The following is a 12450-nucleotide window of genomic DNA, read 5'->3' on the forward strand; positions in this document are numbered from 1 at the left end:
CAGTTTATTCAATAATTAGACAAAGCTTCTTGACGAAGGTGTGACAATGGTCACAAATGGAGCGGAAAAAAACAACACCATGAGGAAAAGCTGAATGCCAAAAGGCCGCAACCCTTGATCGGAATTGCGGCCCATTATTTTTTATAATGAAAAAAGCCTCTACCGGCTCGGGTACAGGCTTTCTCCATTCCCTTAATAGGGGAATTTGAGGAGTAAGACTTGCCCTATTCAGCAGTCAAACCCTGCCCCAATTTAGCAGCAACTGCTAAATATCCATTGGCGAACACTTGCAATCGCCCGAGAAAGCAAACCTTTCTCCAAAGTAGGCGTACACAACAACAGCATGATAACCGATCCACATTAACACATTGTTAATGTACTGCTACCAACAACCTTAACACTTCCCGGTTATCTCTGTTCTGTGCCGCTACATTATTACTCTACCCGGAGGCAAATCCTTGTAAACCTAGTTTTTCAAAAAATTAAGAAAATTTTAGAAAGCGGAGGTTCAAGTTTAAAGTTTGTCCCAGGCATATGTCAGGAGGTTCGCTTTTCCGCCCGCGACCTCAATTATATGTTCATCGATGCGTCTGGCCCCCAGGGTTTCGTAAAACCTGCATGCCGCATTATCTTCCAGCACCTTCACAATTGCATTCGTGAAACCTTGCTGCCTGAACCCGTCAAGGAGACGGTTCAGGAGCTGCTTTCCAAAACTTTTACCCTGATGTTCTTCATAGAAGTAAATCGACGTGATATCGCCGCCGTAACCGGGGTACTCGCCTTCCTTTACAGGCGAACCATCCGCGAAGCCGACAATTTCGCCATCCAATTCTGCGACCAGGACGATACTTTCTTCGCGCGGAATGTTGTTCAGCCACAATTCCTTCCGCTTTTCCACACTCAGCTTTTGTAAAAATCCTTCGTCCATAATGCCCTTATAGGTTGTTTGCCAGCTCGCGACATGAACCTTGGCGATAGCTTCGGCATCCTCGAGAGTCGCTTTTCGAATAGTGATTTTCATGTGCACCTCCATGAATGCCTGGTTTTGTTTGCTTGCTAAGCCATGCTGAAAATTTTATAGGTCGTTATTCTGGCTGGCAGCAGAGAGCGCCTTTGCCGGTTTCGATTGCGGATTTAAGGCTGCCAAGCACGCCAGACCAGGCCATCTTATGCCACTCAAGCGCTTCAGCCCATTGTGCCTCCGCCTTGAAGCCGATATGTTCGACCGTTATTTTCGTTGTTTCCGGTCCGATTTCTTCCAGACTTACTTTCACAACGGTTAAATTATCCTCATTGTTCATAATGGCGGCGAATTGATCGGGACCTTTCCATGTAAAGTGAAGTTCATTCTTGTCTACAAGCTTGGTAATCTTGCAGCCTTTCGTATTCATGGCTTCTCTATTGCCCGGAATGAAATAAAGTTCATACGCGCCTCCCGTCCTCGGTTCAATCACCGTTTCTGCTGCAAACCAGGCCGATACCCTGTCAGGAAGGGTCCACGCGTACCATACGAGATCAAGCGATGCATTCACCGTTACCTCTTTAAAACAACTAAATTGTCAGAAGCTGTTTTCAACACAATCCCTCCAAGTTTATAATTCCTTTTATAAATAGTAACATGGCAGTTATATACATTTAAAGAAAATTTAGACTACTAGGGTTAGGAATACTTTATAATAGGCTGAAAGGAAACATGAGTTAAAAGATTGTTAGGTGACAGTACACGATAAGAAGCATTTAGGCGGTGAGAATTTTGCAGGCAAGTGCTGTGAAAAGGATTCGGATTATCGGCTCTGTTGGAAGCGGGAAAACGACGTTGGCACGCAGTCTTTCCGAGGAGTGGGGTATTCCTTATTATGAACTGGACAATGTCGTATGGGAAAGGAACCCGGCTGGGGACAGAAGAAGGACAGAGGAAGAGCGGACGGAACTGCTGGATACTCTTATAAAGTCAGAGGCCTGGGTTATTGAGGGAGTACATAATGAAGAATGGGCAGCCGGGAGCTTCCGGGAGGCGGATGTCATCGTTTTTCTGGATCCCGCTTACTCTGTCAGGACTTACCGAATTATCAAGCGTTTCATATTGCAAAAGCTCGGCCGCGAAACGGCGCACTATGAAGTTACATACCGAATTTTCCTCAAGATGTTTAAATGGAACAAGTATTTTGAGCAAAACGGGAAACCGAATTTTTTTAAAAACTACGCTCTCTATACGGATAAAATCATAGTATTGAAAAATAAAAGCCAGCTGAAACAGTTTTTATATCAATGAAGACAGTTTTGGACCAGATGTCCAAGCGAAACTGTCTTCAATTAAAAAACTACCCCATCGTTTCGAGAAGCAGGTCCCTATGAACGCACGACAATTTCAGCAATGGGAAGTCGCCATTGGCGAGCAGCCGTTTAAGTTTTTCAGCTTCCGTCCATGCAAGATTGTATTGGTCTGTATTAATAAGCCCTATAGAGAGGGCTTCATCAAGCTCATCGGCATCCTTCAGAATCACTTCCCCAGATGGAAACACGACGAGATCCAAGTAGAGGTCATCGTAGAAGGGCACTCCGTTTTCGGCCGAATTTTGAATGCAGATGTCAATGTACCACTGGACAACTTCACCGGAGCAATCGAACATCGTTGTAACGGAATGGTTCTGCCCCTCGGGAAACTGCTGAAGCCAGAAGTAGCCGCTGTCCACGATGCAAATCCGCCCTGTTTTATACTCGACGAAAAGCGGGGAGGCCACCTCGACTGTGTGGAGAAGGGAGATATAGCCTTTAAACTCCTGAGTGACCAAGTATGATTGAGAATATCTCCTTTTAGTGATCCGTTTCCATCCCGGCCGGTTTCCGAACACTCGCTTATGCATCTTTTCCTCCTGAAAAGTTTTACCTAATTATAGCATTGCAATGGTAATGTTATAGATATATTTTCCAATTCGTAAAGTTCAAATTTAGGAGCTTCTAATCAAAGGGGTGGGGCAATAGATGGAAATCCGAAATATGAATACGGATGATATAAAACAGGTCCAGCATGTAGCCAAAACAAGCTGGAATTCGACTTATGAACGAATAATTCCACGCGAGATTCGGGAACGATTTTTAAATTCGGCATACAATGACGATAGGATGAAGCAGCGGATGGAGCGTTCTTTGATGCTGGTTGCCGATGAGGATGACAGAGTTACGGGTTTTGCGAATTTTTCACCTGTAAGGGATGGAGGAAAGGTAGAACTTTATGCGATCTACCTTTTGCCCGAGATCCAGGGAAAGGGAATTGGGACGGCGCTTTTGAATGAAGGAATCTTACGGTTGGATGGAGTTAAGGAAATATACATAAGTGTCGAACGTGACAATGCGATCGGCAAGGCATTTTATGAGGCGAAGGGCTTTAAAGCAGTACAGGAATTGGAAGAAGATTTCGAAGGTCATATTTTGAAGACGATTCGGATGGTACTGGAAGTTTAATGGGAGGAAGACATGCTTTTAAAAAATGTAGAAATTAAGAGTGAGACGTTAAGCTATTGGATGGAACATAATTTTCCGAAAAGTGACTTGTTTTTCTTCACGAAAGAAGATGAATCAATTATCGAAGGGCTGGGCCCGAATGTGATGGCTATCCCGGTAAAAGAATTTCTTTCGGATTCGTTCTTCAACGATTTTAATACATTGAACATATATCAGTTGTGGCAAGTCAACAGGCAGGAAGCGGCGTTCGCATGTGTTGCGCATCCGGGGGCAATCGCCTTGGTCGACTCCTCTCTTAGGAAAAGAATATTTCAAATCCAGAAAAAGCTGAACAGGGGGCTGCTTTTTGAATGGAAGATAATTGAGCCATTTTTGGATGGAAACGGAATGGAATCGCTGCTTGAAATGCTTGCGCCATATGTATTTGAATATGAGTCGGTGCAATACCTCGCCCTGCAGGCAGATCTATGGGCGGAGTTACCTTTGGAATTTAAGCAGGCGTTTCTTGTGAGGATGGCAGGACAATTCATCGATGATGTTGACATTAGCGAAACTCAGTTAAACGAGTTTCGAATGGCATACCCGCATCTATCGCCGTACATTAATACGTTTTCGGCTGCCAACGGGCCTAACTGCCTCGCCGCTGTCCTTGCGGCGGTAGCGGGGGAGTCGGCCGAAACGGAATGGTTGATTTCAAAGTGGGCTGGCGGGTATGTTTTTGAAAATGCCCTGAAAGCAAACGGGTATTTCAATGTTGAAGGAGGCAGTGAAAATCTGCTTCCGGGAGACGTTTTTGTTTGGAAGGATTCTAACGGTATCCAGCATGCCGCCTACCATTTAAGGAATGGATTTTTCTTCAACAAACACGGCCAAATGTTCATAAATCCGTGGCAAATCATCACGAAGGAAAAGCTAATTGATGTCTGGGGCGAAGACGGATTATATGTATACAGGCAGGAGCTTCTTCATAAAAACAAATCGGAAAAGGGCATTAGGATAAATGAAGACGAGCAAATTCGCGAAACTGTTCAAGAAGTATGAACTTTTATTAAAAAAGATTTTGGAGATGTTTTTTACAAGGCGGTAAGGGGGGAAAACCGTGATGAAACGAAATCCGATTGAAGATGCTTTGAAGATCATAAACGCCAAGTTTCCTAATTGCCAGGCTGCATTGCTTGCCGGCAGCGTGGTACGCGGGGAGGCAACCGATAGGTCTGACCTTGATATGGTCATATTTGATGGCAATCTCTTCGCTCCCTACAGGGAATCTTTGATAGACAACGGCTGGCCGATTGAAGCGTTTGTCCATAACCTCACTTCGTATAGGGACTTTTTTAAGTCAGACATAGAGAGGGGAGTGCCTTCGCTCGTAAGGATGGTTTCTGAAGGCGTCGTCCTAAAGGGGGAGGACATTATCCGCCCCATAAAAGAAGAAGCGAAAAAACTTATGGAAAAAGGGCCGGAAGAATGGTCGGATGATTTGATCGTAACAAAACGTTACTTCCTAACGGATGCATTGGATGATTTCATTGGCTGCACAAACAGGCCGGAAGCCATTTTCATCGCATTGACCCTGGCAAATTTAGCGAGCGAATTCGTTTTGCGGGTCAACGGGAAATGGATAGGCAAATCAAAATGGATTTTCCGTTCCCTTAAGGAATACGATGAAAAATTTGCGGAGCGCTTCACCGTGGCCTTTGACTGTTTTTACAAAACCAATAAGAAGGATAAGGTCATCGAACTTGTTGACGGCATCATGGAGCCGTATGGCGGCCGGTTATTTGAAGGCTTTAGCCTTGGAAAAATTCCAGGCCTTATGTAGAGGGAGCGTTGTGGTTTGAGCAATATTGAACTAATACGTAAAGAAGAGAAACTTTATCACGACTTTTGCTATGAAAATTATAGACTATTCGAGCAGGGTTCCTGGCTGCATAAGCCGGTTCAGACGGTAATGGATTTGCTTCCATTCTTGAAAGGGAAACTGAATTGCCGGGTTCTTGATCTAGGGTGCGGAGTGGGAAGGAATAGTATTCCGATAGCCGAGGAAATTAAAGGATCTAATGGCAAGGTCATCTGTGTCGACCTATTGCCATCCGCAATAGAGAAATTAGATGAGTACCGAAAAGAGTTCAATGTCGAGGATGTTATTGAACTTGAGCAGGCGGATATTGCCGATTACCAAATAAAAACGGGTGGCTATGACTTAATCATAGCTGTCTCAAGCCTTGAGCATGTCTCATCCGAGGGAAAACTCGATCAAGTATTGAAAAACATGTCCGCTGGAACAAAAAGCGGTGGGATTAATTGTATTATCTTAAACTCGCAGGTGAGGGAAACCGATTTGAAAACCGGCGAGGAACTGGAAGCCATGATGGAAGTCAACGTCAGCACCGAGATAATGGAGAGAAAACTGTTTTTGAATTATGTGGGCTGGGATGTTTTAAAGCACCTTGTAAAACCGCTTGAGTACACCATCGTTCGTGGTGATAGGGAAGTACTATTGACTACCAACGCGGTGACGTATGTTGTAAGAAAAAAATAACAAAGCATTTTTCTTTTAACAAAAAAGATGCCTTTAGCATCCAAAAAATTCGTTTATTTCGCTGCCCAGGCTTCAATTTCGACCTTGATTTCTGGCCGGGCCAAGGCTGATACATACGCGAGGGTCGTGGCGGGCGGCGATTGATTGTGGAAGGCGCTCCATTTTTCAAATAAAACTCTCGGTCGATTTTCTCGGTTAGCCAAAAGTTGATTTTGAAAACATTGCTGAGTTCAACGCCTTCGCTCTTTAAAATGGTTTTAATATTCTCCAATGTTTTCGCGAATTGGCTCTCAATGTCGTCGGGTAAAGTGCCTTCCTTATCATTGCCAATTTGGCCGGACAAAACTACCAGTTCGGCATCCCGGGGAATGACCGTTACATGGTGGTATGCGGCGATTGGCGGCGCAACGTTTTCGGGATTAGATTTTTTGATTTCCATGCCCTGCCTCCTGTAAAAGGGATTTAACCTAAGTACTTGCAAAAAGACGGCTATTTTGGCTGAAAAGGCAGCGAATGAAAAGGGGCATCCAACCGGATGCCCCTAACTCATTATCTTTAGATTTACTTTTCGGTTTTTCTGGCCTGCTTTGCCAATAGCCTGCGCTGACGGCGTTCCAGTGACTGTTTGTATAATTCCTTTTCCTCATCAGTTTCAGGGATCACTCCGGGAACCGGCGTTGGCTTGCCCGCGCTGTCAACGGCAACCATTGTCAGGAAGGAGTCTGTGGTCAGCCTGCGCTGTCCGGTATCGGGGTGCTCGCACACCACTTTCACATACACTTCCATCGAAGTCCTTCCCGTTGAAATCACGAATCCTTCAAACGTGAGGATGTCTCCTACTTTTACAGTGGACAGGAAATTGACTTTGTCAATCGAGGCAGTCACTACTTCTGATTTGCTGTGCCTCATAGCTGCAATTCCCGCGATTTCATCGATCATGGCGAGGATTTTCCCACCAAAAATCGTTCCCATATGATTCGTATCCGGTGGAAGGACAAGCTTCGTTTGAATTGTCCTGGAAACATTGGTGGATAGGCGTTGTTCCATTGCATCGTCCTTCTTTCTTTTTGAAAATGTAAAAAGCCATCAGTTTGCTATGATGGACCGGTTAATCCCTATCTAGTTTTACTATAGTAATAACCCATAACTCGGCGTATATGTTTAATTTAGTATACAATTTCTAGTATGCCAACTTTATGATTTTTTTACCACAAATGGGCTTGCTATCCTGTTTGGATTGATGTGCTTGGAATGGCCGGATTTCAGGGGAAAGGGAGGAACTGTATTGCCCCGAACGGCTGCTGGCGTATTATAAACGATTCGGCTTCTCGACGGAGGTAAACGGCAGTACGTTAATGAGGCTGAACAGGTAAAGGAGCGGGAGCTGCTCCTTTTATCATCACGTTTTCCTTATTGTAACCTTGCCTTCTTTATCAAGTTCATTGTCCCATTCGACCTGTATCTCGAACGTCCCTTCTTCAAAAAAGTAAGGAAACCTTCTTTTAATAGAAGTCTGCATTGGAAGGTTGTACGCTTCCGCTATGGGCACCCAGACAGGTTTTCCTTCTAGAGAAACATCCAAAAGGGAACCTGTGAAGTCTTTCGTCAAATAGTTGAAAATTATGTAGCGGTCATTTTTCGCGGGATTCACATATTCATAGAGTCCTTTGAAGATTAGATTGCTCACCGTGAGCCCCGTTTCTTCCTTGACCTCCCTGATCGCCGCCTCTACAAAACTCTCCGGAAACTCTACCTTTCCTCCGGGCGGTATAAACCCTTTAAAAGAATCATGCTGCCGGTCAAGCAGGAGAATGGAATCCCCATCCTGCACCATGCACACTGTCCAGAATTTATAATTTACCGTTTCGCTCACGGATGATCCCCCTTGGAAAATAGACCTTTAAAGACAGTTTAGCTTATTACAATGTTTCGTGACAGAGGTTAAATCAGGGCCTCTAGGCTAATTGGTCAATCGAATTGGATGATTATGGTATAATGATAAAAAGCTGCAGGCGGGGGGGAAAACAAATGTATGCGATTGTGGACTTTTTTAAAAACCTCTTTTTAGATGTTTGGGCAATGGTAAAAGGCTTCATTTATGGCTTTTTATTGTTTTCCGTCCTGATTTTTCTGGGCGGCGCCTTGCTGTATGGCTTTCTGTATCTGAAAAACGTGGTGTTTTAAAGAATAGCTCGTAGTTTGTTCACTTCGAAGGGATTTGATTTTTCCCGAAAGAATAAATGAAGATAGGTTCGGAGCGGCCGGACGGGTGAAAGTGTCTTCATCGGGGTTCTAAAAACCGTTCGGTATGGTGATTTTCTTGAAATGGTCTTGAGGATATTAGAATGAACCCCAAACTTAATTGAGAGGCAAAAGGTACCATACATGACAACAGAAATCATAAGAATTTTTGATGGCGATATGAATTGCATTGGTGAAAAGGCAAGGGAAGAAGTCCATAGGACAGGGGACTGGCATGAAACCTTCCATTGCTGGTTCTCACTTGGAGAGGATATCCTCGTCCAGAAACGGTCAAAGACGAAAAAAGATTACCCCGGCCTCTTCGATATCACCTCCGCCGGCCATTTAATGGCGGATGAAACGATTCAGGATGGGGTCAGGGAGTTAGAGGAAGAACTTGGGGTAAAACTCCAATATAATGACCTGATTTCCCTGGGAATTATAAAAGAAGAGATTAAGCTCGAGACAATATACGACCGTGAATTTTGCCATGTCTTTCTCTATGAGTGCGGTGAAATGCCGACATTTACACTGCAAGAGGAAGAAGTGGAAAGCATCCATAAAATAAGGCTTGAAGACGCGCTGAATCTTTTCAACGGCGTTTCGCAAACGATTGAAGTAACCCCGGTTGACGGCGGAGCAAGCCAAAACGTTTCAAAGGACAGCTTTGTCGGCCACGATGGCTACTATATTGAAGTTTTTAAAAGGATAAAGGAACTTAGGAAAAAACCACTATAAAAAGGGACCGGAATTTTTCGGTCCCTATAAATTAAACTTATCTTTAATTAAACGGGCGGCATCCACCGCACTTATATTTGTATTGTTCAACCGGAAATAATTCTCCCTGGTAATTTCCCCATCATGTGAATTCAATCGGTATTTTTCCAATGAATCAATCAAATTCGTTTCGGACCAGGCTAGGTTCCTTTTGCTCGGTTTTTGCTCTAGCCGGTACGGCGTTTTATTACGATGGATCCTTTCTTCAAGGTCGGCCTCCAATTCTACAATATAAACAGTACCGCCCCTCGATTCGAAAAGGGAGCAGATCCGTTCGACATAATCCCAATCCGCCTGGAGGTTGAATGCCCACACGTAGGTAAAAATCAGCCCGTCCAAATCGCTCTTTGACACTTCTTCAAAAATTTCCTGTCGGAAAAGGCTCACCAATCTTTTCCCTTCAGGGGTGCTGTAATCAAAAAATTGATTGACCAGGTCAATCGTCATGTGATTATGGAAAAGCTTCAATTCAGTTAGTTTAGAAAGTTCGTAGCCAACAGTCATTTTACCGACAGCCTGGGGTCCGATGATCAAGACGAATTTCATAAATCCTCCTTTTTATTACGAAAAAGCACTATAGTTCTCGTAAAATATTTCCTTTTTCATATCATTATAGTAAATCCTTTACTCAAAAGCTTCATTTTTTAAAGGGGGCCGTCATGGAGCCAAAATCAGTGGTTGAACTCATCACATCTAGTGTTTTTGTCATTGTCCTTTTTGCTTGTGTATTTCTTTTGCCGCCTAGACGGAGGAAAGTTGGAATGGGGACTGCCTTGTTCCTAACGGCGGCAATCATAGTTTTTTTCGCTGTACGCCCCTTTTGGTACGACTTTCAATATGTTAAAAAGAAAGAAGTTCTTAATTCATACCTTGAAAGCCACTATCCAGGCGAGGAATGGTATATCACCAGGCCCACCGGCAGGCATGAAAATCAGAACATATTGAAGGTTACCTTCAATAACGAAACGGACTGGATGTATATGTATTTTGTCGGTAAGAATAATAAAATTTGCCAAACTGGCTGGACCCCGCCGGAGGGAAAACTTCCGGGGGATGGAGACCATTATGAAAAAGGGCCCTGCAAATAAGGGCCCTTACTGGTTAAGATAGTTATTACCACCAGAAAAGCTTAGTGAATGAAGCTTGCCGGGTTCCCCATGCCTTCCCAAATTTCAGCACGCTCAAAAACCCCATGTTTTTCAAAATCGCTGACGATCCCCGGAGCCAGGAGCGCTTTTACTTCATCCTTGCCTGCCCAGCAGAAATCAGCGTGTTCCGCTGAAAGCCGGACATCATCGCTTTCGGCCTGGCATAGATAAGTAAGGATGGCGACCTGCCTGACGGGGCTCGTAAGAATGGATGTTGCGAAAAGCAGTTGCCCGGCCACAACTTCAAGCCCGGTTTCTTCAGCAATTTCCCGAACCAACGCGGTTTCGAGCGTTTCCCCGAAATCCAGCTTTCCGCCTGGGCATTCCCAAGTGCCGCCGCCCGTCTCGTCATCCGCGGACCGTTTTACAATCAGCATCCTGCCATCTTTGACGACAACGCCTTTTACGGCTAAAACAAACGTTTTTTCCACCACAAAACACCTCATTTAAAAAACAGAATCATTCCTTAATCACTCTAAGGGCTTTTACTAAATCCTCATCAATTTGATTCCTGACACCTTCGTATGTCCTTGTAACAGGTACATCGGGTTCGATGGCGGTATGATAAGTCTCATTTCCATCCAGTCCAAGTGTTTTGGTGCCAGTCAAAGCTCCCCGAATATACGGGACAGCCTGATAGGTTTGCGTTTTCCCGTAGCTTCCACCGGTAAGCCGGCCGACAATCGTCCCAAGCTTATGATCCTTTATATAACGAAGGAAGTATTCCGGCGCGCCAACCGTTCCGGCGTTTGCCAAAAAAATAATTTTTCCCTTGAATTTGGGGTCGGCCGGGTCAATTGCGTCCTGCTTTTCTGAAAAAGTCGCATTTTCTTTATGGGGGTAGATAACTTGCATGACCTGCTCGGCTGGTCCAGCCACTGTTCGATCGGTTAAATGCCCGATTATTTCCCTGTATAATAAATCGTCGGATTTCATTGTGCGCATATCAAAAATAATGCCTTTTGCCTTATCAAGAACGTGAAGATACAAATTCCATGTCTCTTTTATGTCCATGGAGAGATTGAAATAATAAATGCCGTCTTCAATTTCCCAGAAATGGTCAATCCGATTGAACTCATCTACAGATGCATGTTCCCAGCCTGAAAGGATTACCCTTTTCTCCTCTCCATCCCGGGTATAGACAATTTCAGCACGATCGGAATCAAGGATTGAATCAATTGCCATCCGCGTTCTGAATTGCGGGGATCCAGGCAGGCTTTGGGACAGGCGTTCCACATACCCCCGTGCCTCAACGCCATTAATTGATTCAATAATATCGCCAGCCTGGAAATTCATAGAATCGTTGGAACCGGTCACGACGACCTTGCCCTCCACGACATCCATCATGATTGGAAGCCGCCTGCTGCTTTTCATAGATTCACTGAAGGGCAGGGCTGTCTGCCCGTCATCGGTTTTTTTCATTAAAGAAGTAAGTGTCTGGAAATAGTCCTCAGGCTTTTTATCATCCGCCGCATCTTCTAGCGCGAGACGCATTTCCTGGTTAGGGTTGATGGAGAAGCTAATAGCGGAAGGATGAAAGTGGACAAGGACATTCCAACCCGAAATGATGCCGGCATACCGGTAATTCTCATTCCCGGGATTCAACTCTTCGTTCATTTGCTCAAGTTTGGATTTAAGTTTTTCAAAGCTTTCCCAGCTTTTTTTCGTGGTGCCGAGCGTTTTGCCATTATCCACAAAGAGGGTGAGAGGGAACTTAAAGTTTAAGGAATCGGCCAACGCGCCTTCGTACCATTCAACAACTTTGGGGTAGTTGGGAAACAGGTGCCCTTCTTCAAATGTCAAGTTGCCGTCCGCAATGGTGGCCCCGACACGCTTGCTTTTATAAAAAGAACTTTGAAGGCCTGGAGGGCCGAAGTGCTGCCAGGAGACGACCTTTCCGGTAGGAGTTACTTTTTTCTGTGTTGGCGGTTTTTCCTCTTTTAAAAATAATGAGAGGGTGGGGGCAATCGGCAGGAACAGTTCCTCTAGCGCAGACTTCAATTCCTTGTCATTTTTTGCATCCTTAACTTTGCCAGCCCCATAAATCCCGAAACGGGTCCAATCAAGCTCGGCCGCTTCATCACTAGGATGAAAATAGCGGATATACCCATAGAGCTTTCCGAACGCCTCCAAATTGGTATAGAGGCGTTCCGGAGTTTGCTTTTTCACCTTGACGGAAGCCTGTTCCTCGGGAAAGAAATTCAACCCGGCGAACGCAATACAGGCAATGATAACCAAACCAATGATCCGCAGCTTTGACCTCTCCATCGCAGCCTCCTA

Annotated in this window: 17 protein-coding genes; 8 read left to right on the forward strand and 9 right to left on the reverse strand. The window is 44.7% G+C overall.

Annotated elements, in window-relative coordinates:
- Positions 1-514 precede the first annotated feature (514 nt).
- Positions 515-1021 carry a GNAT family N-acetyltransferase gene (locus DRW41_RS00005; RefSeq protein ID WP_245959293.1) on the reverse strand — a complete coding sequence of 169 codons (507 nt, stop codon included), beginning with the start codon at positions 1019-1021 and terminating at the stop codon, positions 515-517.
- 64 nt (positions 1022-1085) lie between these two features.
- Positions 1086-1532 (reverse strand): SRPBCC family protein, encoded by a 447-nt coding sequence (locus DRW41_RS00010; protein ID WP_115449911.1) that lies wholly within the window; start codon positions 1530-1532, stop codon positions 1086-1088.
- 236 nt (positions 1533-1768) lie between these two features.
- Between DRW41_RS00010 and DRW41_RS00015 the strand changes: the two genes are divergently transcribed.
- Positions 1769-2272 carry an AAA family ATPase gene (locus DRW41_RS00015; protein ID WP_245959294.1) on the forward strand — a complete coding sequence of 168 codons (504 nt, stop codon included), beginning with the start codon at positions 1769-1771 and terminating at the stop codon, positions 2270-2272.
- A 49-nt stretch (positions 2273-2321) separates the two neighbouring features.
- On the opposite strand, the gene DRW41_RS00020 is transcribed toward DRW41_RS00015, so the two are convergent.
- On the reverse strand, positions 2322-2864 hold the full coding sequence (locus DRW41_RS00020) for a ribonuclease FAU-1 family protein (protein ID WP_115449913.1): 543 nt from the start codon (positions 2862-2864) through the stop codon (positions 2322-2324).
- A 118-nt stretch (positions 2865-2982) separates the two neighbouring features.
- Here DRW41_RS00020 and DRW41_RS00025 point away from each other — a divergent pair, with 118 nt between their 5' ends.
- The 4 genes from DRW41_RS00025 (at position 2983) to DRW41_RS00040 (ending at position 6004) form a co-directional block, all read left to right on the forward strand.
- Positions 2983-3462 (forward strand): GNAT family N-acetyltransferase, encoded by a 480-nt coding sequence (locus DRW41_RS00025; protein ID WP_115449914.1) that lies wholly within the window; start codon positions 2983-2985, stop codon positions 3460-3462.
- Positions 3463-3474: 12 nt separating this feature from the next.
- Positions 3475-4503, forward strand: a complete 1029-nt coding sequence (locus DRW41_RS00030) for a hypothetical protein (RefSeq protein ID WP_115449915.1) — start codon at positions 3475-3477, stop codon at positions 4501-4503.
- Positions 4504-4564: 61 nt separating this feature from the next.
- Positions 4565-5284, forward strand: coding sequence for a nucleotidyltransferase domain-containing protein (locus DRW41_RS00035; protein WP_115450853.1), 720 nt, complete (start codon positions 4565-4567; stop codon positions 5282-5284).
- 15 nt (positions 5285-5299) lie between these two features.
- Positions 5300-6004: a class I SAM-dependent methyltransferase gene (locus DRW41_RS00040; protein ID WP_115449916.1), complete on the forward strand. Its 705-nt coding sequence runs from the start codon at positions 5300-5302 to the stop codon at positions 6002-6004.
- Here DRW41_RS00040 and DRW41_RS00045 read toward each other — a convergent pair.
- From DRW41_RS00045 to DRW41_RS00055, 3 genes are all read right to left on the reverse strand, one after another.
- The gene (locus DRW41_RS00045) at positions 5967-6443 is read right to left on the reverse strand and encodes a RidA family protein (RefSeq protein ID WP_245959295.1); all 477 of its coding nucleotides are present in this window, start codon (positions 6441-6443) and stop codon (positions 5967-5969) included. The genes DRW41_RS00040 and DRW41_RS00045 overlap by 38 nt on opposite strands.
- Positions 6444-6565: 122 nt before the next feature.
- On the reverse strand, positions 6566-7051 hold the full coding sequence (locus DRW41_RS00050; RefSeq protein WP_115449917.1) for an acyl-CoA thioesterase: 486 nt from the start codon (positions 7049-7051) through the stop codon (positions 6566-6568).
- A 352-nt stretch (positions 7052-7403) separates the two neighbouring features.
- Positions 7404-7877, reverse strand: a complete 474-nt coding sequence (locus DRW41_RS00055; RefSeq protein ID WP_115449918.1) for an 8-oxo-dGTP diphosphatase — start codon at positions 7875-7877, stop codon at positions 7404-7406.
- A gap of 155 nt (positions 7878-8032) precedes the next feature.
- Between DRW41_RS00055 and DRW41_RS22740 the strand changes: the two genes are divergently transcribed.
- Both DRW41_RS22740 and DRW41_RS00060 read left to right on the forward strand, forming a co-directional pair.
- Complete coding sequence (locus tag DRW41_RS22740) at positions 8033-8188, forward strand: hypothetical protein (protein ID WP_181884345.1); 156 nt, start codon at positions 8033-8035, stop codon at positions 8186-8188.
- 201 nt (positions 8189-8389) lie between these two features.
- Positions 8390-8983: an NUDIX hydrolase gene (locus tag DRW41_RS00060; RefSeq protein WP_115449919.1), complete on the forward strand. Its 594-nt coding sequence runs from the start codon at positions 8390-8392 to the stop codon at positions 8981-8983.
- Between the two features lie 24 nt (positions 8984-9007).
- On the opposite strand, the gene DRW41_RS00065 is transcribed toward DRW41_RS00060, so the two are convergent.
- A complete protein-coding gene (locus DRW41_RS00065; protein WP_115449920.1) occupies positions 9008-9568 on the reverse strand; it encodes a DEAD/DEAH box helicase family protein in 561 nt (186 codons plus the stop codon).
- A gap of 113 nt (positions 9569-9681) precedes the next feature.
- Here DRW41_RS00065 and DRW41_RS00070 point away from each other — a divergent pair, with 113 nt between their 5' ends.
- Positions 9682-10110, forward strand: coding sequence for a hypothetical protein (locus DRW41_RS00070; RefSeq protein ID WP_115449921.1), 429 nt, complete (start codon positions 9682-9684; stop codon positions 10108-10110).
- A 41-nt stretch (positions 10111-10151) separates the two neighbouring features.
- On the opposite strand, the gene DRW41_RS00075 is transcribed toward DRW41_RS00070, so the two are convergent.
- Together DRW41_RS00075 and DRW41_RS00080 are read right to left on the reverse strand one after the other, a co-directional pair.
- Positions 10152-10601, reverse strand: a complete 450-nt coding sequence (locus DRW41_RS00075) for an NUDIX hydrolase (RefSeq protein WP_281272274.1) — start codon at positions 10599-10601, stop codon at positions 10152-10154.
- Positions 10602-10629: 28 nt separating this feature from the next.
- Positions 10630-12438 carry a S41 family peptidase gene (locus DRW41_RS00080; protein ID WP_115449923.1) on the reverse strand — a complete coding sequence of 603 codons (1809 nt, stop codon included), beginning with the start codon at positions 12436-12438 and terminating at the stop codon, positions 10630-10632.
- Between the last annotated feature and the right edge of the window lie 12 nt (positions 12439-12450).

The sequence above is a fragment of the Neobacillus piezotolerans genome, assembly GCF_003362805.1.
In the GTDB taxonomy this organism is placed as follows: Bacteria; Bacillota; Bacilli; order Bacillales; family Cytobacillaceae; genus Bacillus_D; species Bacillus_D piezotolerans.

Bases quoted from the DNA above. Each gene is read 5' to 3' on its own strand.
- DRW41_RS00005 (WP_245959293.1), bottom strand. From the start codon at position 1,021: ATGAAAATCACTATTCGAAAAGCGACTCTCGAGGATGCCGAAGCTATC.
- DRW41_RS00020 (WP_115449913.1), bottom strand. From the start codon at position 2,864: ATGCATAAGCGAGTGTTCGGAAACCGGCCGGGATGGAAACGGATCACT.
- DRW41_RS00025 (WP_115449914.1), top strand. From the start codon at position 2,983: ATGGAAATCCGAAATATGAATACGGATGATATAAAACAGGTCCAGCAT.
- DRW41_RS00030 (WP_115449915.1), top strand. From the start codon at position 3,475: ATGCTTTTAAAAAATGTAGAAATTAAGAGTGAGACGTTAAGCTATTGG.
- DRW41_RS00035 (WP_115450853.1), top strand. From the start codon at position 4,565: ATGAAACGAAATCCGATTGAAGATGCTTTGAAGATCATAAACGCCAAG.
- DRW41_RS00045 (WP_245959295.1), bottom strand. From the start codon at position 6,443: ATGGAAATCAAAAAATCTAATCCCGAAAACGTTGCGCCGCCAATCGCC.
- DRW41_RS00050 (WP_115449917.1), bottom strand. From the start codon at position 7,051: ATGGAACAACGCCTATCCACCAATGTTTCCAGGACAATTCAAACGAAG.
- DRW41_RS22740 (WP_181884345.1), top strand. From the start codon at position 8,033: ATGTATGCGATTGTGGACTTTTTTAAAAACCTCTTTTTAGATGTTTGG.
- DRW41_RS00060 (WP_115449919.1), top strand. From the start codon at position 8,390: ATGACAACAGAAATCATAAGAATTTTTGATGGCGATATGAATTGCATT.
- DRW41_RS00065 (WP_115449920.1), bottom strand. From the start codon at position 9,568: ATGAAATTCGTCTTGATCATCGGACCCCAGGCTGTCGGTAAAATGACT.
- DRW41_RS00070 (WP_115449921.1), top strand. From the start codon at position 9,682: ATGGAGCCAAAATCAGTGGTTGAACTCATCACATCTAGTGTTTTTGTC.
- DRW41_RS00080 (WP_115449923.1), bottom strand. From the start codon at position 12,438: ATGGAGAGGTCAAAGCTGCGGATCATTGGTTTGGTTATCATTGCCTGT.